This is a genomic window from Desulfosarcina variabilis str. Montpellier (assembly GCF_048565275.1).
GTDB lineage: Bacteria > Desulfobacterota > Desulfobacteria > Desulfobacterales > Desulfosarcinaceae > Desulfosarcina > Desulfosarcina variabilis.
In genome coordinates this window covers 8379678-8403632 of the sequence record NZ_CP159846.1, presented here as the reverse complement: position 1 = coordinate 8403632, position 23955 = coordinate 8379678, and the positions used below count along the sequence as shown (strand labels likewise).

16 protein-coding genes, 1 pseudogene and 1 riboswitch are annotated in these 23955 nt (G+C 51.6%); of the genes and pseudogenes, 9 read left to right on the top strand and 8 right to left on the bottom strand.

Translation table 11 applies throughout. The features are described from left to right. Positions 1–10: 10 nt before the first annotated feature. The 6 genes from Dvar_RS37930 to Dvar_RS37905 all read right to left on the bottom strand — a co-directional run bounded on the left by Dvar_RS37930 (position 11) and on the right by Dvar_RS37905 (position 6717). Positions 11–832, bottom strand: coding sequence for an acyl-CoA dehydratase activase (locus Dvar_RS37930; protein WP_419658666.1), 822 nt, complete (start codon positions 830–832; stop codon positions 11–13). A gap of 266 nt (positions 833–1098) precedes the next feature. Beyond that, positions 1099–1884 (bottom strand): DUF4198 domain-containing protein, encoded by a 786-nt coding sequence (locus Dvar_RS37925; RefSeq protein WP_419658665.1) that lies wholly within the window; start codon positions 1882–1884, stop codon positions 1099–1101. Between the two features lie 112 nt (positions 1885–1996). Further along, positions 1997–3319 carry a 2-hydroxyacyl-CoA dehydratase gene (locus tag Dvar_RS37920; protein WP_419658664.1) on the bottom strand — a complete coding sequence of 441 codons (1323 nt, stop codon included), beginning with the start codon at positions 3317–3319 and terminating at the stop codon, positions 1997–1999. Between the two features lie 7 nt (positions 3320–3326). After that, positions 3327–4283, bottom strand: a complete 957-nt coding sequence (locus Dvar_RS37915; protein WP_419658663.1) for a 4Fe-4S binding protein — start codon at positions 4281–4283, stop codon at positions 3327–3329. Then, a complete protein-coding gene (locus Dvar_RS37910; protein WP_419658662.1) occupies positions 4280–5317 on the bottom strand; it encodes a hypothetical protein in 1038 nt (345 codons plus the stop codon). Before Dvar_RS37910 ends, Dvar_RS37915 begins: the two co-directional genes overlap by 4 nt. Before the next feature lie 111 nt (positions 5318–5428). Continuing rightward, a riboswitch (cobalamin riboswitch) is annotated at positions 5429–5636 on the bottom strand. Between the two features lie 637 nt (positions 5637–6273). Beyond that, positions 6274–6717, bottom strand: a complete 444-nt coding sequence (locus tag Dvar_RS37905; RefSeq protein ID WP_419658661.1) for a DNA-3-methyladenine glycosylase I — start codon at positions 6715–6717, stop codon at positions 6274–6276. A 259-nt stretch (positions 6718–6976) separates the two neighbouring features. Between Dvar_RS37905 and Dvar_RS37900 the strand changes: the two genes are divergently transcribed. The 3 genes from Dvar_RS37900 to Dvar_RS37890 all read left to right on the top strand — a co-directional run bounded on the left by Dvar_RS37900 (position 6977) and on the right by Dvar_RS37890 (position 9480). Next, a complete protein-coding gene (locus Dvar_RS37900; RefSeq protein ID WP_419658660.1) occupies positions 6977–7774 on the top strand; it encodes a TatD family hydrolase in 798 nt (265 codons plus the stop codon). Between the two features lie 8 nt (positions 7775–7782). Next, positions 7783–8514 (top strand): monofunctional biosynthetic peptidoglycan transglycosylase, encoded by a 732-nt coding sequence (gene mtgA / locus Dvar_RS37895; RefSeq protein WP_419658659.1) that lies wholly within the window; start codon positions 7783–7785, stop codon positions 8512–8514. A gap of 222 nt (positions 8515–8736) precedes the next feature. After that, positions 8737–9480, top strand: coding sequence for a hypothetical protein (locus Dvar_RS37890; RefSeq protein ID WP_419658658.1), 744 nt, complete (start codon positions 8737–8739; stop codon positions 9478–9480). A gap of 34 nt (positions 9481–9514) precedes the next feature. On the opposite strand, the gene Dvar_RS37885 is transcribed toward Dvar_RS37890, so the two are convergent. Continuing rightward, on the bottom strand, positions 9515–10420 hold the full coding sequence (locus Dvar_RS37885; protein WP_419658657.1) for an alpha/beta hydrolase: 906 nt from the start codon (positions 10418–10420) through the stop codon (positions 9515–9517). A 389-nt stretch (positions 10421–10809) separates the two neighbouring features. Continuing rightward, a complete protein-coding gene (locus Dvar_RS37880; protein ID WP_419658656.1) occupies positions 10810–11622 on the bottom strand; it encodes a lipase family protein in 813 nt (270 codons plus the stop codon). 571 nt (positions 11623–12193) lie between these two features. Here Dvar_RS37880 and Dvar_RS37875 point away from each other — a divergent pair. From Dvar_RS37875 to Dvar_RS37850, 6 genes and pseudogenes are all read left to right on the top strand, one after another. Next, positions 12194–14458: a CHASE2 domain-containing protein gene (locus tag Dvar_RS37875; protein WP_419658655.1), complete on the top strand. Its 2265-nt coding sequence runs from the start codon at positions 12194–12196 to the stop codon at positions 14456–14458. A 51-nt stretch (positions 14459–14509) separates the two neighbouring features. Beyond that, the gene (locus Dvar_RS37870; protein ID WP_419658654.1) at positions 14510–17887 is read left to right on the top strand and encodes a tetratricopeptide repeat protein; all 3378 of its coding nucleotides are present in this window, start codon (positions 14510–14512) and stop codon (positions 17885–17887) included. 231 nt (positions 17888–18118) lie between these two features. Beyond that, entirely contained in the window at positions 18119–18694 is a 576-nt protein-coding gene (locus Dvar_RS37865; RefSeq protein WP_419658653.1) for a hypothetical protein, read from the top strand. A gap of 1299 nt (positions 18695–19993) precedes the next feature. Further along, positions 19994–20428 (top strand): annotated as a pseudogene (locus Dvar_RS37860) (FecR domain-containing protein); the annotation flags it as partial. A 216-nt stretch (positions 20429–20644) separates the two neighbouring features. After that, positions 20645–23383 carry a TonB-dependent receptor domain-containing protein gene (locus Dvar_RS37855; protein ID WP_419664219.1) on the top strand — a complete coding sequence of 913 codons (2739 nt, stop codon included), beginning with the start codon at positions 20645–20647 and terminating at the stop codon, positions 23381–23383. A gap of 47 nt (positions 23384–23430) precedes the next feature. Next, on the top strand, positions 23431–23697 hold the full coding sequence (locus Dvar_RS37850; protein WP_419658652.1) for a hypothetical protein: 267 nt from the start codon (positions 23431–23433) through the stop codon (positions 23695–23697). Positions 23698–23955: the final 258 nt, after the last annotated feature.

Below are 23955 nucleotides of genomic sequence, written 5' to 3'. Positions count from 1 at the left end.
TTGGTTTCCTTTATACCGCACAGGCCCGTTGGGCCGGCTGTTCATCCGTGTATTGGGCCAACAGGGCCGCACCGATCGCTCCGTTGAGTTGGGGGTGTTCCGGTACATGAATGTCCATCAACAGCGCCTCGTCAAGGGCGTCGGCAATACCGGCGTTGCGTCCACCACCACCGGTGAGAATGATTTCGGCGCGTGCACCGGCCTTGCGGGCCATGGCCGCGATGCGTTTGGCCAGCGAGTGGTGGATGCCGGCAGCGATATCCTCGCGTTTTTTTTTGCGGGCTACCAGGGAAACCACTTCCGACTCGGCAAACACCACGCAGGTGCTGTTGATATTAAGAGGCATGGTCGATTGGAGGGAAAGGGGGCCCAGTTCACTGATGTCCAGTTCCAGCACCCGGGCCAGGGATTCGAGAAAGCGGCCAGTGCCGGCCGCGCACTTGTCGTTCATGGCGAAATTGACGATTTCATTGTCCTCATCCAGAACAATGACTTTGCTGTCCTGCCCGCCAATATCGATGACTGTTCGAATGTCGATACCATCCGGAGCGGCCCAGGCCGCGCCATGGGCATGGGCCTTGATTTCCGTGACTGTATCCTGGGCCAGGCTGATGTTACGCCGGCTGTACCCGGTGGCGATGATCTTATGGATTTGATCCAATTGGATGCCATTGGCGTCGACCATGGCGGTGATCATCTTCTGTGATGTACCATCCGCGTCGATACCGGTGGGGTGCTGATCAAAGGCCACCAGCGATTTGTCTTCGTCCATCAAGGCGACTTTAACATAGGTAGAGCCGGCATCAATACCAGCAAAGTAGGTTTGGCTCATGTTTGTTCTCCATTATATTTTGGTTAATGCTTCAATAAAAATTTGGATAGGGGCGCAGTACTCAGTTTCAGATCAATACGGATCCAGATTCAGACTATTGAAAAGTGTATGGCGAAAAATGAATTTCATGTTTTTATGCTTCGGCAATTAAACACACAAAATGTCCGTCATTCCCGCGCAGGCCGGAATCCAGACATTCATTGCATGCCTGATCAAGTCCGGCATGCCGCGGTATCACCTATTTGTCACCGGGTTAATATGGACGATCATGGCACGCTGAATGTCAAGGTCGAGACAAAGTGGAGCTTTTCGCATTTTTCCTTGAATTCCTCAGAGGCAGGCAATTCGAGTTTGGCGGTAACGATCCAGGGGCCGGTGTAATCGACAACCCTGATTTTGGCTTCTTTCTTGTTGCTCAGGTTGTCGACCACCGTGACCTCCGGTTTTGCATAGGGCGATGCGCTGATTTCTGCCCCTTTGGCCGGCTTGCCGTCCAGCAGCACCTTGAAGGCAATCCAATCACCGGCTTTCAGATCATGAGGATTCTGAAGCGGAACGATTTCAAAGCGTTGACCCACTGGCTTGGAAAACGCGTCTGAGGAAGCATTGCCGACGGCAACCAGGGTTTTGGCATACATTTCGTAGCGCATTTTGTAAAAATTCTTCTTTCCCTTGACGTCACCGTAAAACCCGGGCTTGACCGACGCCGCGAAAATGCGTGCGCCTTCATCCTTCATGATGACCTCCGTTGCCATGAAGGCCCCGGTCCCCGGCTTCAACTCTTTTTTCTTCCCATCGGGTTCAATCATGTTCAGGCCGTTGAAATAGTCTGCACTGAAAGCGTCAGAAACCGGAAGCTTATGCCCCCAGCCGAAATAGACCATGATCTTGGCCTGGGGCACCGGCGCATATTTGGGATGTGAAAAAAGCTCAGGGTAGTAGTCGGTTGTGTTGATCCACAATTTATGGGCGAATGCAGATGGTGCCAGGATGAGACATAGGCAAGAGACAATAATCAGGATCACTGCTTTCGACATTTCTTTGTTCTTCATTGCTGATTCTCCTTATCTTTTTGAAGTCAATATCGAGCTTTACCCTGAAACTGCGCCCGGTATAGCAAGACTCTTTTGCGTGCCTGGACATCGACGTGTTGATTTCGCTCCATCAGCCGTTGGAAGCTGCCTTTTTCGCTCTGCTGCGTTTGGATTTAAGCATTTCAATAAACGCCTCGATGCGTGTCCTGAGCTGTTCCACATCTTCAGGATTGTAGTCTGTTTCGACACGCAGCAATGGGATTTGGTTATCTCGTAGCGCATTTTCAACCCGGCTTACCTCGAAATCATAGACCACACACCCTTTAAGCACGTGATACAATACCCCATCCACGGCAAAGTCGGTTATCATACGCTGAATAAGGGTCACCCGATCGTCGTTGGGCGTGAACGAGGGGCAGACGCACGGGGCCAGGTAACGTGAGGCCACGCCTAACATCTGGTCGTTGAGGTTTTTCTCGGTACTGCCCACCGGATCATATAGGTAGCGATCGCCGGCGCAGGACTCGTCGGCCACGACGATGCCGCCCATCTCCTCCACCAGGGTGGGAATTTTAAGGTTGGGAAAAATAGACGGACTGCCGGCAATGTAAATGCGTGGCCGATCATCATGATGCACCGGTTGATCGTCATCGGTCATGGCAGTTAGCCGGTCGTTCAGTCGCGCCAGTGCCTCGGTCCATCGGGTAACATGGCAAAAGGCATAGGCGTTGACTACCGCGGTGGCCTGACGTCCCCAAACCATCGGCGTTTGGGTGGCTCGGTGTGCGAGCAGCCGTCGCATTTCGGCTTGTGCACGGGCAGTGCTTTGAATCGCGGCGGCCATGCGTCGGGCGTTGACCCGTTTTCCGTGGTTGCCGTTGTGCTTGAGGGCTTCGAGCTTGGCTTTCAGGGCGTACATCTGTTCCATCCAGATGCGACGGGAGGAATCGGCATCTTTGATGTGGGGTGTTTCGATCATCCAGACTTCCTTGAACGCCGAGAGTTCCTCCCCGAGCTTGCGCTTTGCATCGCAGGTCGTGGGGATGATCACCACGTCGCACAGGTCGAAGGCCTTGAGCCCTTTTTGCATGGAAAGACCCATGGACGATTTCACCAGCGGGCAGCCGTCCCTGGGCACCCGGTCTTCTCCGATTTGTGAGGACTCGAAGCATCCGGCACAAAGCCGCACCGGAATCGCGCCGGCAGCGTAGATCAACTCTTCGGGTATCACCATACAGTAGACGCCCACAAACAGCTTCTTCTCGGACCGGGCGCCTAACATCGGCGTGGGAGCGTTACGCACGAAGGCCGCTTCCAGAACATCATAGAAAAAGTCTAACTCCTTTGGCGTGCCTGGAATCGAGCGCAGCTGCTCCAATTCGGTGGCGGCACTGCGGGCGACGCTTTTCAGCAGACGCCGGGATCGTTTATCCGCCATATCACTGAGTTTCATTTTTTTATCATCCCTTTTCAGCTTGATTTGCAGTTATGTCAAGGCAGCGCTTGGCGAAAAATTTGTCGGGTGAGGACTGGTAAATGGTTTTGCCCAGATATGTGGCTTTCAGGGCGCCTTCTTCAGGGCAATTTTCTACACATTTCAGGCACAGCATGCATTCGGATGTAGTGACATCCACTTTCCCTTGGGATCGAAAGACCTCCATGATTTCCGAAGGACAGACGTTGTAGCAAATTTCACAACGGGTGCAGGCCGCGTCGTTTTTCTTGAGTTTGAGGAAACTGATTTTACGGTACCACCCAAGAATCAGGCCCAAGGGGCAGAAACTGCACCAGAAGCGGCGTTTGATCAATGCTCCGAGAAGGGCCACGATGGAAAAACCCAATCCTAAAATGGACATCACCACATGCGTGCCATTCTCATAGTTGACTGATATCCGGTCCGGGTTGCCCACGCATAGCGGCAGGATATACTTGCCCGGGCAAAGCTGGCAGAACGGAATCTGCAGCCCCAGGGCCACGGCCGGGCACATCACCGGAAAGGCCACCCATAAAGGCAGGAGTAGGGCGACCGCGAGAAAGGCCCATTTGATCCAGGCCAGGCTGCGGCGCAGTTTTTCAGAGAAACGCACATATCCCAGGCCGGCAGCCTGCCTCAGGCGGTCGAGCAGGTCCTGGACGAACCCCAGCGGGCACACCCAGCCGCACCAGGCCCGGCCGATGATGATGACTAAAAGCGAGAAGTAGATAAACTGAATCAGTAAAATGAACATGCTTTCCCAGGTGAACAGGCCCAGGGTCCGTTGCAGGGTCAGCATGAAGCAGGTACCGGCCCGGGCGCGCACCCAGCAACAGGAAAAAGTCGGCAGAAAATAACCAAAATATAATCCGCCGTAGGCGCCAAAGAGCAGGATGACAAAGGCGGCGGTCAGGATGGTCCAGCGCAGGGTGGATATTTTCATGGCAGATCCTTTTGAATTTTGTGATTTTCAAATACGATCAAGGCTTGACGGTCCCGGCGCCGGCGTCGGCGGGTCAGGCCGGCCACCATCAGCAGCGTAACGCCGGTGCCGATGATAGACCAGAAGGCAAATCCCATGGCCTTGGATCGCCATTCAGGCTGGTTCCGATAAACAACCGTGGGCAGGGTTGCGACGTAGTAGGTGTTCTTCTCACGATCGTGGTGGGTCGCTGTGTAGAGGTAATTTTGCCATTCGTGCTGGGAAAATCGATCATCGGTAGGCATGATTTCGAATTTGCCGGCCTTGTCGGTTACAACGGTTTTCCCCCACTGGCTGCCTTCGGTGGTTACCGTGACGGTTGCCCCAGGCAGGGGGCGGCCCTGGTATTTGACCATCATTTCATAGGTGTTGTGAGGCATCTGCATGCTGCCGCCAAATTTAGATTTGGCCGTATTGATGGCCGGTCCGATTTCAAGGGGCATCTTCTCGCCATCGTCGAAAAAAACCACCGAGGCGCGTCCCATTCGGCCGCCATGCCTGCGATGAACGACTATGTGTTTGGCGCAAAGAAAGACGGATTCGTTGATACCGTCGGCGTCCACGTCACGTTCTCCCAGGGGAATGCGGGCGCCGAGTAGGTATCGACCCATAAGTTTTTTGTCTTTGGGAAGGCTGACGCTGTCATCTTCTGTGGTCATAGAAGGAACTTGGGAGATGTCTCCGTTGGGATCGCGTACCAGGATGCTGGCTTGCCCCAGGTAACGCCTATCCAGTTTTTGCATATCGCCGATATTGCCTGAAGGGGGCAGCGCATTGATCGTCAGAAACTTGGCCGCCTTGCCGGCATCCATGTTCTGACGGCGAATTTTTCTGATTGTTCGCCAGTCGAAACGTTCCAGATCAAAACGACGGATGTAGCGCTCTTCATCCATAAGTTTCCAGTAAGCAATGGGTACGGTGCTGTCGGCAAGGCTGATGTCAGGGGCACCTATAAAAACGGCCATGGCCAATACAATCGCGATACAAATTTTCATCTCAATGTTCTCCCCAAAAAAAATCCCCGCGCCTGTTAAAACGCGGGGATACCGTTTTTTATCCCGAACCGAACAACTATATTTGAGTAAAACACCATCCTCCACGTTGGGTTTTACCGATTCATCAAAGGCAGGTCTTCTGGTTTCATCCAACTACTGGCCGCCTTCCCGTTCGAGAATAATCGAACAGTGGCGTCTTGGCCAACAGCGTTGTTTCCAGCGTTCGCGGAAACATGGATGTCACAGCGGCGGGACCACTCCCGATTTGCACGGGATTCCCTATTAAGTCCTGATGGACACCTTTGATTGATAAAATAGACGAACTTTACTCCATAGCGATATTTTCTTTTGGTTGTCAAGTAGTTTTTTTGAGCTTTTACTCGGTAATATGCCGAATTATTCGCATTGCCAATACGAACATTGAGTCTTAAATGAAGGATCATCGCACAAGTCCTTTAAAGACCGAAAAAGTCTCAAAACAGGCTCCCTGATGCCGGCGTTTCAATTTAGGCATCACGACAAGCTGTCGCTATTCGACGGTTCGAAAAGATGTCACCCCAATGTTGCAAAAGTGGGGCAAACACAGCTATTTTGCGGAATCGCGCAGTGTTATTGCAAACCGGTCGATAAAGCTGGGTGCTACCAATTTGCCTTCATGGCGTGCGTTGTTATTGCGGTGGTTTTTCTAACTTTTTGAGAAAGGCATTTTCGAAATGCCGGTGAGATTTCTCTAATTTTCTGGTAACATCTTATATTGTCGGTGGCCCTTTATTGTCAAGTTCTTTCCAAAGACAGACAGAGTAACCGAATTTTACGAGTTCGTCAGACTTTGACGGACGCTGCGTTGGAGAAAAGGCCCTTCGACATTGGCATGTATATTATTGATTCGATGGACGTGCGGAATCGAATACCGGGCGATGCCGGGGCTGCCGGTAGGGGCACGGCGCGCCGTGCCCTTACGATACCATGAGTTCTTTATGCCGGAAGCAACTTACCAGGTGATCGTTGACCACCCCGGCGGCCTGTAAAAAAGAGTAACAGATGGTACTGCCCGCAAAGCTGAATCCTGCTTTTTTCATGGTTTTGCTGACCGTGTCGGAAAGCACGGTTGTCACCGGAACCGCGTCGGCAGTGCGCCAATGGTTGTGAATGACCCGACCCTCGGTAAATGCCCAGATAAACGCGTCAAAGGATTCATGTTTTTCCTGAAGCCTTAAAAATGCACGGGCGTTGGTAACGGTAGCCCGGATCTTGAGCCGATTACGGACGATCGCCGGGTTGATCATGGCTTTGGCGATAGCCGCCTCGGACATGGTCGCCACCTGGCATGGATCGAAATCATATTTTAAATGCGGTCGGCAAGGTTGGCACCTATCGTGTTGAATGCTATATTTATGCAACTATTGGGTTTCGTTGTATTTGTCTCATGGCCAATGGACAGCTTGTTTTTGTGCATGCCGCCGTTAAAATGTCAAGCCTTTGGCCTCGTTCAATGGATGGCGTTTTGCGGGAATTTGTGTTTTATTAACCTCAACCTTGATTTTCAGCATGTTCTGGATGCCGGATCAAGTCCGGCATGACGTGCCTGGCACTTTTTACGCGTTCATCAGCATCGGGTTTGACGACAATTCGGCAAATCATTCCGGGAAGGTTTTTATTATGTCGTTACCTGCAACAATGATCGATAGTCATGTTCACCTGGATCTGATCGTGCGCCACCACCCTCACCGCATTCAATGGCTCATGGACAAGGGCTGCGGTGTGGTGTCATGGGCTTATTTTGAAGGCGTACAATCGGTTTCCCATTTCAAGGAATGTCTTGAGGCCAAGGCCCGCTGCATCCATGAGCAGTCCGCATCGGGGCTGAGATGTCATTTTCTCGTCGGTGTTCATCCCCGTTCCATCCCACCGGACCTGAAGCCTGAGCAAGTTAAAGGATTGCTTGAAGCCCATTTGCAGGATCATTTGTGCCTGGGGATCGGTGAGATCGGCCTGGAAACAGGCAATGCACAGGAAAAGGAAGTACTTCTCGCCCAGCTCGAACTGGGACGATCGCTGATCACGCGTGGTGCCGTGGTGGGGGTTCACACGCCCCGATCCAATAAGCCGGCAATCACGCAAACCACCCTGGATCTGTTGCGTGGATTTTCTGATCTTGCCGACACATTGGTTGTGGACCACTGCACCGATGATACCATCGGTGCGGTTCTTGATGCCGGTTTTTGGGCCGGCGTGACACTGAGCACCGTCAAGACCTCCTGGGATGGGTTGAAACAGATTGTGGCGGACGAGGCCAAGCGGATTGAACGGATTATGGTCAACACCGATTCGGGAACTGAATTTTTTGAAGACCTGGTGCGTGGTCGTCAAAATGAGGATTTTCCTGAAAATATTCGTGAGCGTCTGTTTGAGGGGACGGCAGCACAGTTTTTTGCCTTTCCCGACCGCATGGGCTGATATTCATCATGCTGACCAAGAAAGAGAAAACCACACGACCATCAACATTTGGGGGACGACTGCGGCGGTTCGTTCTCATTACCATTGCGGCGTTTTTGGTTCTGACGCTGGCTGTGGTGTTGCTGTTTCGCTGGGTTCCTCCGCCCACCACGGCGTTTATGATCAGAGAGCGCATGGTCGGGGTAAAAATCGATTACCAATGGGTACCCATAAGCCGCATCTCTCCCTATGCCGCCCTGGCGGTTATCGCTTCCGAGGATCAGAATTTCTTCAAGCATTGGGGGCTGGATCTCAAGGCCATTGCCGATGCCGTCCAAGAGAATCAGCATCGTAAAACTCCCCGGGGGGCCAGTACGATCAGTCAACAGGTGGTAAAAAACCTGTTTTTATGGCCGGGCCATAGCTATGTCAGAAAAATCATGGAAGCCTATTTTACCATTGTAATGGAACAGCTGTGGCCCAAACAGCGAATTTTGGAGGTCTATTTAAACATTGCCGAGATGGGCAATCGTGTTTTCGGTGTAGAGGCCGCCAGTCAGCGGTTTTTTCAAAAAGCGGCGGCTGATTTGAACCGTCGCGAGTCCGCCGCCTTGGCGGCGGTGTTACCCAATCCCAAACAAATGTCGGTTTTGCGCCCGTCAGACTACGTGCGTCACCGAACCCGGCAGATTATGCAACAGATGAGGGCCCTTGGGGGGACGAATTCTCTAAAGCAGGGCTTAGAGCAATACTTAGATTAAAACCTGTCATGCGGGCAGGGGTATCCAGGGATAAGTAAACGCGACTGCGCTAAAAGTGTATTGTCTCTTGCTTTGATCTGCTTGCAGGTCTGTGGTAATAAATATATAAATATCTATAACCCTACAACTTAGATGATGGTGACCCCGTATCAATGCGTTACGGGCTATGGCTGAGGTTTGCCGTAACCCTAAACCGATGCTATTTCCAATGAGGAGGAAACGATGAAAAAAAGTTTTGCTGTATTGGTGGCAGTGGTGTTGATTGGTTTTGCCGTCCAACCGGGATGGGCGGCGGATGTGACCGGTGCTGCGGATATCAACTCGGCTTATGTGTGGCGGGGCCAGACCTTCAATGACGGGCTGGTGGTGCAACCCAGTGTGGATATTGTCAAGGGGGGATTCGGGCTCAACGTGTGGGGGAATTTTGATATCGAGGATTACAATGACAATTATGAATCCGCGGAGTTTTCCGAAGTCGATATTTCGGCAACTTATGTGTTCGATCTCGATACCGTGGATCTGGGCATCGGTTATATCGAGTATCTTTATCCTACCACCAAACGCAGCGGACAGTCGGGAACCCGTGAAGTTTTTGGCGGCCTGAAAGTTCCGCTGCCATTAAATATTTTCTTGGGAATCGACCTCTTCTACGATTTCGATGAAGTCAATGACCTTTACATCAACATGGGCTTTGACTTTTCCCATGATTTTACCAATCAGTTGAGCCTTGGCGCCGGTGTTTCCATTGCCTATGCCGGTGATGAGTATTGTGCTGATGGTAGCGCCGGATTGTATGACTATAATTTTTCCATATCCGGAGAATTCGCACTGGATGAGGCACTGAGTGTATCCGCGTTTATCAAATACACGGACAGCATGGATAATGACAATCTGCGGGACTTGAACCGGCCCGGAACCTTGGATGTCAATTTCTATTATGGGATCGGCGTTTCCTATACGTTCTGAAATCGCGTTGAAGCCATCGCCTTATAAGCAATCATCACGCGTTGCGGCTTAAAAAATCGCCTATAATGGTCAAGGCTTGTCCGGTGGTTTGGCCTGATAAAATTTCTCCGGCCAGCACATGCCGCCCCAGATCCTTATAGCCTCTGAAAAAAACCACTTTTTTCCGTCTGGAGGGAAAGCGTCTGAAACGCAGAAGGGCCAGCGTGACATTGATCACCGGGTCCCATGGGTTGACCAGCATGAGCACCGGCATTTTGCTCTGACGCAGGTCGGCCTGCCAGGCCAGGCGAACCAGCTTCATCATGGTTGCAATGGCTTTGATGGGGTATTTTGCCGTCCAATAACGGGCCTGCATCGGGTTGGTTACGGCAACGCTTCGCCAGGCGCCAAACACCTTTTCATATAAGCGCATGGCCGGTGGCCACAGGGCGGCTGCCGCGATCGGGTTTTTGGGGAAAAAGTTGGGGGACAACAGGATCAGACGGTGAATCCGCGGCGCTGTGGTGCGATGGGCCGCTAACCATGTCGCCAGGGTGCCGCCGGTGGAGGTGCCGATCAGAATGATCCGATGGCCGATGCGGCTGCCGATGGTGACCGCTTCCAAGCCATCGTCCAGCCAATTTTCAACCTGAGCTTTGCCCATGGCCAGGCCGCTTTGCCCGTGTCCATTCAGACGGGTGTAGAAAAGGTTGGCGCCCATCCGTGCTGCAAGTTGATCGCAAAGTGGCCAGGTTTCCATACGGCTGGCCGAAAAACCATGGATATAGACGATGGCATCGGCGGTTTTTTGTTTCCTTCCCCCATACCAGATGATTTTTTTCTCACAATTGGGTCTGATCGGATCAACGGCGGACTCTCGGGTGCCAAGGTAGCTGTCCAACCGGTCCAGGCGCTGGGGGATCAACTTGTCAACAGGTGCGGTCACAGTACGATATACCACTTTCCATGTGTCTTTTTCATTTCCGTCCACTTCAGGGCGAGCCCTAACCATCGGTAAACAAAGATTTTCGGCCGGGCCGTTGTCAGCGGGCCGGCCGACGGAATGCCATGTCATTGGGTAAGGGGTCATGTATCAGAGATCGGCGCACATGGTCAACGGCTTGTGCATCAGGGCAATCGCAAGTAAAAACAAAAACCGCTCGTTCCTTTACAATTTGGTTTTTACAGAACCGTCAATTATTGATGAACTCGTAAAAAATCGCCGTTCTGACGGATTCGTAACAAGCCCGAGATCAAGGCTTGCGAATCCTGAGGAATGAGGCGTACTGATCGTACTCCGCAGAGACGAAGGATACGCGTAACGCCGATATCGGGCTTGTTACGAATTCGTCAATTATCAAAAGCGACGGGCAACTGCGCCGTATAGTTGAGCGGCGCGTGGCCGGCAAGGAATTTCGGGGCCTGGCCCAATGGTCGACGAGAAGGGACGTGCTCTGTATTTTGGATAATCGCGCCGACACGGGAAAAACGAAAACCAGGGCTTGCTGGAGGAAGTTGGGTGACAACATCGTGGGGGTTGACGACGTTATAAATGCTGACGCTCGAAAGGGTGCGTGCAAAGGCGCGATCACCGATCAGGGGCGCACCAAAGGTATAAACCGCTTGCGGCGCATGCAGTGAGGCGGAAAGGATCGCTAATGCACCGCCAAGGCTGTGGCCGGTAAAAAATAGCGGCTGATGGATTTGGTCCAGACTTGTCGCGATATCCTCCCAGATTTGCATGAGCAGGTGGCCAAAGCCCCGGTGAACCCGACCGCCAGCCGGCCACGGACAGGCGGCCATGTCCAGGTTGAAGCGCCAGTTGGACAGACGTCCGGCGGTACCGCGAAAGACCAGGACGGCGAAGGATGCCTTGCCCGGTGCCGTTGATTCCACGAGTGCCGCCTGGATGTTGGAGTGATTGAAAAACCGGCTTTCTTTCAGACCGACACGACCCAGATAATGGCCGCGTGACAGGGGGGATACCATACCCTCGGTGTGATCCCGCTTGTAGATCAGCCGGGAAAGTTCGGACAGCCACCAGGCATTGATAGGGCTGAACCCATGGGCATTGGCCATAAATTGACTCGGATTGTCGAGTGTGAAAAAATCATCGCTTTGGCCCGGGTGCAGGGCCACTTGCCAGGAGTGGTTGAACGCCATGGGGTAATTGCCCTTTTTGTCCCCAATGTCGCAACATTGGGGGTGTGTTCGCAACGGCTTGTTATTGATGACTAAATTTTCAAGTTCACTATTGCTGAAATTAACCGTGACAAAAGGCGGGGTCAAGCGATTTGTTAGGATTTGATTAGTAAATGGTTAGAAAATGATGAGCGATATCGTCCCTGCTAAAGGTGAGCAATCAGCTGACAGCCATTATCGATTGAGTATTTATCGGAAATTCGATGGTCACCAATTCTATTTTAAATTACCTATATTTATGGCATAAACTCATTTTTCGCCATTTGTGTCGACAGGTATGGCCAGCGCTTGGACTGTTGACACTTTATGTGGATTTTGCAATAGATTACTATTCAGACAGTAGCTCAAATGAATTTCCACTAATTTCAAGTCCTTTTTCGTCCGCAATGCGGAATATAAGCCCTGGCGCGCTGATGGCCATGGCAGGGATTGGGTAAATCGGGGCTGCACCCGTTATGCCGCGGGGGGGAGTGTGGCCATATTGCATTTGCAGGATGGCTTTTCCATTGCAGCCTCAATCTGAGGAGTTCGCATGTTCCATCGGCAACCGGTGGTGCTGTACTGCCTGTGTATGGGGGTCGGCCTGCTTGGCGTTCTTTGTAGCATGTTGCCACTTTTTACGGATGCCGAGGAAAATTTGGGGTTGCACCTGCTCTACAGGCTGCGCGGGCCCGTGAAGGCACCGGCGGATATTGTCGTGGTCGCCATCGATAGTGAATCGGCAAGTGCTCTGAATATGCCATTGGATCCCCATCAATGGCCGCGGATGCTTCATTCGCAAATGATCGACCAACTGACCCGCCAGCACGTGGCGGTGGTTGCCGTTGACCTGTTGTTTCAAACCCCCCAGGACAAAGTTAACGATCACGCCCTTGCAGGCGCCATGCGCAGCGCTGGTAATGTCATACTAACTCAAGCGATCGATAGGCAGGCCATGCCGCTTTTTGATGAAAACGGTGTCCGGACGACTCACGTGATGATCGAGCGTTTGGTATCGGCGATTCCGATTTTCGCCGATGCGGCCATCGGGCAGGCGCCTTTTCCGCTGCCCAAGATACCGATCAAATTGAACCAGTTCTGGTGCTTCCGGTCCGCCTCGGGCAACAAGCCGACCCTGCCTGTTGTGGCCTTTCATATCTACGCCAAGGATGCCTTTGACGATTTCATTGATTTGTTGGCTGACGTTGACGAGCATTTGGCGGATGCGCTGGCCATGCCGGATGAGGGCCGGGTTGATATTCAAACGATGATTCAGCTCATCCAGCCCTTGCGGGCGCGATTTGAAGACGATGCCACACTGGTGCCCAGAGCCCTTGATCGGCTTGAACATTATCCTACAAAAACAATGCCCCCCCGCACCAAGGACTTGATTCGCAGCCTGCTTATGCTCTATGCGTCTGGAAACAGCCGCTATCTCAATTTTTATGGTCCGCCCGGAAACATCAGGACCATTTCCTACCATCGTCTGGTGAACGCATCCACTAGCCCCCAAGCCCATGAGAATTTGAAATCCCTCAAAGGGGCGGCGGTGTTTGTGGGACAGACGGACAGTAACTGGATCAAGACCCATGACGGCTTTTACACGGCCTTTTCCGGAGAATCGGCACAGGATATCAGCGGCGTGGAGATTGCGGCAACCGCTTTTGCCAACTTGCTGGAGGGCAAAGGGGTTTTTCCGCTGAAACCCGTGGGCACCCTGATCCTTCTTTTCGGTTGGGGGGCGCTTTTGGTCTGGATCAGTTTTTATTTCCCCACCACCTTTTCCGTCACCGGGTTGATACTGCTGAACGGCGTGTATTTCTATATTGCTTTTGTTCAATTCCAAACCCGCTGTACCTGGTTTCCTCTGGTGGTCCCTATTTTATTGCAGACACCGGTTGCTTGCATTACCGGTCTGATCTACAAGAATCGAAGGGGCATGGCTGAGCGTAAAAATATCCGTGAGGCGTTCGGCTACTATCTTCCCGATGACGTTGTGGACCGTCTGTCTACCAATCTGAAGGCCCTTAATCTGGGCGGGCAGGTGTTTTATGGGGTGTGTCTGTTTACCGATGCCCAGAATTACACCTCTCTGTCGGAAAGCATGGACCCGGCCAGCCTGACTGACTTGATGAATACATATTACGCTGCGATTTTTGAGCCCATTAAGGCCAATGGCGGATTGGTGCTGCAAGTTGTGGGTGATTCGGTGATGGCCCTGTGGACCGCATTGGAACCGAATAATGAAATAAAATATGCGGCCTGTAAAACAGCCGTGGAAATCATTTCTGCCGTGGATCAATTCAATCGGCGGGTGGGGCGGCATGCCATGCCGACCCGGATCGGTATTCATGCCGGAGACATGCTGCTTGGCAACATCGGTGCGATGAATCATTTTGAATACCGGCCGGTGGGGGACATTGTCAATACCGCCTCACGCCTGGAGGGGTTGAATAAATTTTTGGGAACAAACGTCCTGGTTTCCCGTGATGTCATCAGCCAGGATAATCGATTGCCGGCGCGTTCGGTCGGACGGTTTGTATTCAAAGGCAAATCCCGGCCTGTCCATGTGTATGAGCTGCTGACCCCGAATCGCGTCGTCATGGAGAGAAAAAAGGTGGTGGACCGCCTGTTTGCATCCGGGGTGGTCGCGTTTCAACGGGGGCAATGGGATGATGCCAATCATTGGTTTCATAAGGTCCTGCGGATCGATCCGGCCAATGGGCCTTCCCTTTTTTATATCGAGCAGTGTCGAAACTTCAAGCATCAGCCGCCAGACGGGGTGTGGAGCGGCGTGGTTCGTCTTCATGAAAAATAACAATTGCGTTCGCCTTTACTGAAAAATACGAAAACGGAAATGAAACAGCGCATGAAGAGCATCAGGATGATCAAGTGGATATTCGTATTGGCCGCAATCGGGTTTTTGGGACCTCCTGGGATTTTAAAAGCCGAAGAGTCAAATGGCGACGGGTGGGTGAGCAAAATCATCTCGCTTCAGGGTAATGTGCGGGTCAGGCGACAGGGAGAAACCAGCTGGCAGCCCGTCCAACTCAACGACACTTTCTTTGCCGGTGATCAGATTCGTGTCGAGACCAACAGCCGGGCCGGCATTGTGCTCAGCAACGACGCCGTAATGCGTTTGGATCAGGACACCACACTGATTCTCACCGCAATCGAGCAGAAGCGAACATTTATTTTTAGGCTCCTCGAGGGGGCAGCCAATTTTTTCAGCCACCGGCCGCGCAGTCTGAAAATTCTCACGCCCTTTGTCAATGGTGTTGTGGAAGGCACGGAGTTCTATGTTCAGGTGGATGCCATGCAGGCCCACATCGATTTGTTCGAGGGCCGGATCCTGGCCGAAAACGAGCATGGTGCGCTGAAACTGAAAAAAGGCGAAGGCGCCCTGGCTCAGGCCGGCAGTTCGCCGCAGCGGTATCTTCTCGTTCGGCCCCGGGAAAGCGTGCAGTGGGCTATGTATTATCCGCCGATCCTGGCTTTGGGGCCGGGCCAGCCATCCATCGAAATAAACGATGCCATGGTTATGGTTGAGGTCGGACTGATTACCGATGCCCTGCAGCGACTGGAATCCATTGCCTCCGGGAATCGGGATGCAGCCTTTTTTGTCTGTCGCGCGGCCATACGCCTGCATGTCGGGCGTATCGCCCTGGCGCAGGCGGATCTCCAAAAGGCTCTGGGCCTGAACCCGCAAAATGGCGATGCCCTGGCTTTGAGCGCCGTGATTGCCGTAGTCCAGAACCGGGTTGCCGAAGCCGTTGATCTGGCCCGCCAGGCCGTGCGATGCACCCCGGGATCCGCCTCGGTTCACATCGCTCTTTCCTACGCGCTGCAGGCCCGGTTCGATCTGCCCGGGGCGCTGGACGCAGCCCGGGAGGCCGTTGTCCAGGCACCTGGCAGCGGGCTGGCCTGGGCACGCCTGGCGGATCTGCAACTCTCGGTCGGGGATCTGGACAGGGGCGTGGATGCCGCCCGCAAGGCCGTGTCGCTTGCTTCCCGCACGGCCCATGCCCACACGGTGCTGGGGTTTGCCCACCTGACCCGTATCGAGACCAAAGTGGCCCGTGAGGCTTTTGAAAGGGCCATTATGCTGGATTCCGCTGCCCCCCTGCCGCGTTTGGGACTCGGGTTGGCCGACGTTCGGGATGGGGATCTGGAAAAAGGGCGCTCGGAAATCGAAATCGCCGCCGGCCTGGATCCCGGCAATTCTCTGATCCGCAGCTATCTGGGCAAGGCTTACTTTGACGAAAAGCGCGATCCCCAGGACGGGCAGCAGTTTGAAATCGCCAAAGCCCTGGACCCCAATGATCCCACGCCCTGGTTCTACGATGCCATCCGCAAACAGACCCTCAACCGGCCGGTGGAAGCCCTGCGGGACCTGGAGAAATCCATCGAGTTGAACGACAATCGGGCGGTTTACCGCTCGCGGTTGATGCTGGATGAGGACCTGGCCGCACGCAGCGCCAGTCTGGGCCGGATTTACAGCGACCTGGGGTTCGAGCAGCTGGCGCTGTCCGAGGGCTGGAAAGCGGTCAATACCAATTATGCCGATTACTCCGGCCACCGCTTCCTGTCGGACAATTACTCAAAGCTTAAAAGGCATGAGATTGCCAAGGCCAGTGAACTGCTCCAGGCCAAACTACTCCAGCCGATCAACCTCACCCCCTTGCAGCCCCAGCAGAATGACGCCTCGTTGCTCATTCTGGAAGGCGCCGGACCGTCGAAACCCTCGTTCAATGAGTTCAATCCGCTGTTTGTCGGCAACGATCTGGCCTTTCAGGCTTCCGGCATCGCCGGAAACCGCGATACCCTGGGTGACGAGCTGACGCTATCGGGGGTTCATGACAACATTTCCTATGCCGTGGGTCAGATGCATTATCAAACAGACGGCTTCCGCGATAACAACGATCTCACTTACGATATCTACAATGTGTTCACACAGTACTCGTTTGCCGGCCGGCATAGTATTCAGGCTGAGTACCGGTATAGGGAAACGGAGCGGGGAGATCTGAGCATGCATTTCGACCCCGACTATTTCGACCCTAACAAGCGGATTGAAGAGGAACGGCACAGCATTCGCGTCGGCGGCAATTTCCAACTCGGCCCGCGCGACAACATCATCGCTTCTTTGAACCATGTAAAACTGGACAGCCACTATACCGATTACAGCGAGACTATAGGCCAAGAGTTCCAGTGGAGTAACGAGCAGGATATCAATACAACGGCCGATGCAACTAGCGGGGAGTTGCAATACATCCGCCAGTGGGACCGGTTGGACCTGGTCTCCGGGGCCGGCACGTTTTACCAGGATGAAACCGAAGATACCTTTATCCGATCGATAGAGGTTATTCCTTCCCTGCCGCCGGAGTCAGATATTACAGACACCACCGAGGACCATGTCACGCACCATTCCAACGGCTACCTGTACACCAATTTTAACGGCATCAGGAATATGACCTGGACGTTTGGTGTTTCCTACATTGCCTACGACAGCTATATTATCGAAAACAATCGCTTCAATTTCAAGGGCGGCCTCATCTGGTCGCCGCACCGGACCATGACCTTCCGCGGGGCCTGGTTCCAGGATGTCGGTCGCCCGTTCACCGCCCAGGAGACCCTGGAGCCCACCCAGGTGGCCGGGTTCAACCAGTTCTTCGATGATGTGTACGGCAGCGAAACGGTCAGGTATGGCGCGGCCGTGGACCTCAAACTGCCCGCCGGTTGTTTTGCCGGGCTGGAGCTTTCTTGGCGGGATGTGGATCTGCCTTCCTATGACCGTACTACCGAAACTACCACCATTGAAAACCAGGAGGAAACCTTTCACCGCGCCTATCTTGGCTGGCTCCCCGTTGCCAGCTTGGCGCTGATGGCCGAGGCATTCCAGGAGGAATTCGATAACGTCGTTAGCCAGCCCGCCCACCTGACCACCTACCGGTTTCCGCTCTCGGCCGCCTGGTTCCTGCCCGGCGGTTTTTATGCCAAGGCGGTGTTAACCCTTGTGAAACAAGATTTCGAGAATTCGTGGAGTTCTGACAAGGACCGGTTTTGGGTGACGGATCTGTCTGTCGGGTTCCGGCTCCCCAAACGGCTGGGAACCATCAGTTTAGGTGCCAAAAATCTGTTCAATGAGAAATTTAATTACCAGGATTATAATTTTAATACGGATGAACCCTTAACCCCCATGTATATTCCCGATCAAACCATCTTCGCCAGGGTTGCCCTGGCGTTTTGAAGGGTGCGACATAGAGTAATCAGGTTTAAGAGGTATCGGTTTTTTATACATACAACCAAAGGAGGGCTGTAATGAAAAGATTTCAACTTTTTATTCCACTGAGCGAATTGATTTGGTCGGTTTCAGAAATCAGTTGATCGATTGTGGTACCTCGTGTAATTGGCTTGCTGGTAAGTTGGAATAGCGACTGTTGGATTTTGAAATACAATATTGAAATTGAAGAGGAATGGTATGAAAAGACTTACACTTGTCCTTGTGCTGATGTTTCTGCTCGTGGCTGTTGCCAGTGTCCCAAGTTTAGCGTTTCCAAAAAAGATACCCAAGGCATCAGTAGCTCACGAATGCGTGTATGTGTACGATGTCGATGGGGAAGAGCAATCCTTCACCTCTTATGCAGAGGAATGTCCTGACGATGAGGGTTGGTGGGACAACGGGCCCACGCGCAATGCTGATGTCACTGCCAAGTTAACCAGTTCAACGTCCCAGGAAGAGGCCTCTGAAATGTCGGATCTTCATGAATGCGTGTTTGTGTATGATGTTGATGGGGAGGAGCGAACTCTCACCTTCTATGCGGAAGAATGCCCTGAAGATGGGGTCTGGTGGGATAACGGGTCCATGCGAAATTCTTCTGTTGCCGAAGAAAGTACAATCTCTTCGGCGCGCCTGACAATGGCAACAACAACATTGACGGATTACAAATGTGTATACACGTATGTTTTAAATGGCGTTAAATATACGTATACTGTGTGTGCACCCCAATGCCCGGATTACCCGTCCTGGACTGATTATGGTACTCCCTGCCCCTGATGTCTTTACCAGAAAGACGCTATTGGGTTACCTTCGGATATCCGCAAACTAATCCTTTCGATCAACTGGGAAACTGGCTGATATCATTACGATGGAACAAAGTGCTTTTGTTGGTAAGAGGAAAAATCTATAACTGGTTCTAAAAAACAACATGAAAGAGGGAGGTGATGATTAGGTTGATAGCCATTTAGGCTGAAGGCTGAAGGGCGGGTGGAATGCTATTGGTTTTGTATTCCCAAACCGTCCTGCATGCCTCGGTTGGAGCTGGCTATGCCTGCGATAATAGGTTAATAGCTTTTTAGACTGAAGGCTGAAGGCCAGCCGGAATCCTATCGGTTTTGTATTCTCAGACTTTTCTCCATGCCCGTGACAATGTGCAATCGATCATTGTCTGGAGGACTGGGGACAGACCAAACTGGAAGTCCAATTGGTGCGGGTTTAGGCTAAAAACAGGGGCGTTTTAAGGAATCATCCGGTAAATGTTGGAAAAGGCGAATATGGACGGCGGTTGAAGATTCTTTTCTTTAACCACCGCTTCCTTGTATACACAAGGTTGGGTTGAGGAACGAAACCCAACAAAATCATGCCCGTCTTCCCTGTCTGTGTTGGGTTTCGCTTAAGCTCAACCCAACCTACAAATATCCGTGCAGCATCACTATCGGGATCGCCAACCGTGACCATTACAATCGAGTGGGAGGGGTATTTGTGGTCAAACACTATCCAATTAAAATATATCCATAATCTGCGTTTGCTGGTATAATTATAATAGTTATGTAAAAAAGCATAGCGCTTATAGGCTTGCGTCAATTCGGTGTAGCCAGAATCCTATTTAATTCAGTGTGTTGTGGGGATAAGGCAAGCCCGGTATGACGTATCCGGGACTTTTTTACGAGTTCATCAATATCAAGAGGTTGGTGTACCGAACAACACGCTTGCCAAGTAACGCCTGGATAATAAAACAGGATATCGATGGGATTCCAAAGTGAGCGGTTAGCTTTTAGCGATCAGCGGTTAGCCCTTAACTGCCTGTCATTTATTGGTAATTCGATGCTTACCTGAATCAGAAGTGACTTTCCGTCTTTTTAAGATCCACCAACTTTAAGATCATGATTGGATACCTGGGACAAGCATACTTTTAACTATTGTCCGTCCAGAAATAAGCGTATTTATTATAAGCTGTGCAATTAGCCATTAGTATTTAGCTGATATGTAACTGCACGGGTCAAAATTTTTCCTGCAACGCCGATATCGGGCAAATTGGGCATTTTTGCTTGGACATTAAAGAAGCCGGAAAAAGAAATGACACTGTTTCATAATAAAATGTGGATCATGTGGGGGGTAATCGCCGGGGTTTTTATTGGTATCATTGGGTCCTCGACAATGTCAGCCGCCAATGAGTCGGACAGTGCCGGATGGGTAAGCAAAATCGTATCGATTCAGGGAACGGTGCGGGTCAGGCGTCATGGCCAAACCCGTTGGCAGCCGGTTAAACTGAACGATACTTTTTTCGCCGGCGATCAGATCCATGTGGAGGTGAACAGCCGGGCCGGAATTTTGCTCAGCAACGACTCCCTGATGCGTTTGGATCAAAACTCCTTTCTGATTTTTACCGAGATCGAGCAAAAGCGAACATTTATCTTCAAACTCCTCGAAGGTGCGGCCAATTTTTTCAGCCACCGGCCACGCAGCCTGAAAATACTTACCCCGTTCGTTAACGGCGTGATTGAAGGAACTGAATTTTTTGTCCAAGTCGATAGCCGTCAGACCCGTATCGAATTGTTCGAGGGCCGGATTCTCGCCCGGAACGACCAGGGCATGTTAGAATTGACCAAAGGAGATGGCGCTGTGGCACAGGCCGGAAAAGCCCCCCAGCGCTATATTCTGGTTCGGCCGCGGGACAGCGTGCAATGGGCCATTTACTATCCGCCCGTTCTGGCCATGGAAGCAGGAATGCTTTCCGCCGATGTCAACCAGTCACTGGCCCTATTCAACGACGGGCAAACCACAGACGCTCTGGTCCGATTGGAATCCATCAGCCCCGGAAACCGGGATGCGAATTTTTATACCTGCCGAGCAGCCATGCGCCTGCATGTTGGTCGTATCGCCCATGCCCAATCGGATATCGAACACGCCCTGGCTATGAACGCGCAAAATAGCGATGCCCTGGCCCTGAAGGCCGTGATCGCCGTTGTTCAGAACCGGGCCGCCGAAGCCGTTGACATGGCCCGACAGGCTGTACAGCACCGCCCTCGATCCGCATCGGCGCATATCGCACTTTCTTACGCACTGCAGGCGCAGTTCAAACTGTCCGAGGCGCTTGACGCCGCTCAGGAGGCCGTCGTCCAGGCCCCTGGCAGTGGGCTGGCCTGGGCCCGTCTGGCGGATCTGCAACTTTCGGTAGGCGCTTTGGATAAGGGCGTTCGCGCTGCCCGGAAGGCCGCGGAACTTGCTCCGCGAACGGCCCATGCCCACACGATCCTGGGGTTTGCCCATTTAACTCGTATCGACACAAGGAAAGCGCGCGAATCCTTCAATGAGGCGATTGGTTTGGATTCCGCTGCCCCCCTGCCAAGGCTGGGGCTTGGGCTGGCTGTCATCCGCGATGGAAATTTGGAACTGGGTAGATCGGAAATTGAAATTGCCGCCGGTCTGGATCCCGGCAATTCCCTGATTCGCAGCTATCTGGGCAAGGCCTATTTTGATGAGAAGCGTGATCCCCAGGACGGCCAGCAATTTGAGATCGCAAAGACATTGGATCCCAACGATCCCACTCCCTGGTTTTACGATGCCATCCGCAAACAGACCGTAAACCGGCCGGTTGAGGCGTTGCAGGATTTGCAGAAATCCATCGAGCTTAACGATAACCGGGCAATTTACCGGTCTCGCCTGCAGCTGGATGAAGATCTTGCCAGCCGTGGAACGAGCCTTGCGCGAATCTACGACGATTTGGGATTTGAGCAATTGGGGTTGATCGAGGCATCAAGGTCCTTGGACCTTGATCCGGGCAATCATTCAGCCCACCGATTCCTCTCAGACATTTATGCCAGACTTCCCCGTCATGAGATTGCCCGCGTGAGTGAACTGCTCCAAGCGCAACTTCTACAGCCGATCAATATGAACCCAGTTCAACCGAGTCTATCTATTACAGATTTAAATGTCGTTGCCGGAGGTGGTCCAGCCGAAGCATCTTTTAACGAATTCACATCAATGTTTGAGCGAAACAGAATGCAACTTACCGGTTCCGGTTTATTCGGTAGCAACAAATCTATTGGCGAAGAGATCGTGCTGTCAGGCCTATACAATTTCATGTCCTTTAGTCTTGGTCAGTTTCATTTTGAAACTGACGGATTCCGAGAAAATAATGACTACAAACATGACATTTACGATGTGTTTGCCCAAGCGGCGATCAGCCCCTCCTTAAACATCCAGGCGGAGTTTCGCCACCGCAAAACAGATCAGGGCGATCTTGATTTAAATTTTATTATGGAAGACTTCTCATCGGAAGAAAGACGAACGGTTGAACAGGACACTGTCCGTTTCGGCGGTCGACTATCCTTGCATCCCCGTTCACACTTCATTTTTTCATTGGCACACAATGACTTCGATGGAAAACAAGGCCCCACCTCATCGACAAGCACTGATTATGGATTTGCCTTAACAACCGAAACCCGCCAAGAAGTGGAAGAACAAGGGTATCAGGTGGAAGCAAGATACCTGATGACGTTGCCTCATTTTGATCTGACTGTCGGTGGCGGATACTATTCCACCGATTCTGATGGAATTGCGTCATTCGAGTTAACGCCTCCAATCGCACAAATTCCTGATGATAAAACAGAATTTACCAGAAAGCATCAAAACGTTTATGCTTATACAAAACCAACTTTTGGCAGCCGGGTAACAACGACTCTTGGAATCGCTTATGACTCTCTGGAAGAGGATGCTCTGGATATGGATGATTGGAGCCCGAAAGTAGGCCTGGAATGGAACCTTATGGATAATTTGCGAGTACGGGCGGCTGCTTTTAAAACCATCAAGCGAGCGTTGATCGTGGACCAGACGATCGAACCCACGCAAGTTTCAGGCTTCAACCAGTTATTCGACGACCCAAACGGAACAGAAGCTCGACGCTATGGGATTGGTTTGGATGTCCATTTGACAAAGACGCTATACATCGGTGGCGAGGTTTCACGCCGAGATCTGGAAGTGCCAGTCCAAAACGATGACGTGATCTTTCAAGATGAGCAGGAAGATCTCTATCGGGCCTACTTGTATTGGACGCCGTTCTCATCGCTTGCGTTTTCGAGTGATTTTTATATGGAAAAGTTCAAGCTCGAAGAAGAGGGCGATGTCAATGAGCCAATAAAGGTTGACACGGTAAGCGTACCGATCAGCTTGAATTATTTTGGTCCCTTGGGTTTTTTTGGTAAATTCAGCCCCATCTTTATTTATCAGTCTGTAGAGCGGTCAGCGGGATCGAGTATGGAAGATGGGAATGAGTCATTTATTCTTGTGAACGCTACAATTGGTTTTCGTCTACCAAAAAGAAGGGGCATTGTCAGTCTGGAAGCGCAGAATTTATTTGATAAAAAATTTCGCTTTCAGGATGATAACTTTCGTAAACCGGAACCGACAAGCCCGGAGTTTATTCCGGACCGTGTCATCATTGGACGTGTGACATTTACTTTTTAGTAAGGCAATCAACTTGGCGAGTTCGCCAAACAAACAAGGAGGTGAGTATGATTATTGAAGAAAACACATATACAGAAACTGAATTTGATGAGTCGGCCGTTGTTACCAAAATTTTGATCGACCGTAATGGGCATATCGATATACGACCAGAAAAGGGGGCCCAAATCACAGACGGTGATTTACGAGAATCGGAGAAAATAAGTTCCAGGGTACTATGGTTTGATGTGTTTAAAAAGAATCCAACAACAATCCGTATTTACTATATGACGCCGACTGGAGATAAAAGATATGTTGATGTGATCGTTTACGAATAAAACAACATGAAAGGTGGAGACGATAATAGGCTGGTAGCCGTTTAGCTTAAAAAGTGAAGGTCGGGTGGAATGCTGTCGATTTTGTAATTCCAAACCTTCCTCCATGCTCCGATTTTTAGGCCCTGGCTATACCTGCTTCAACACTATCTAATTAAAATATATCCATAATTTGTGTTTGCTGATATAATAATAGTTATGTAAAAAGTATAGAATTACAGTTATGCGTCATTTCTGTGCATGCCGGAATTCATTCATTTA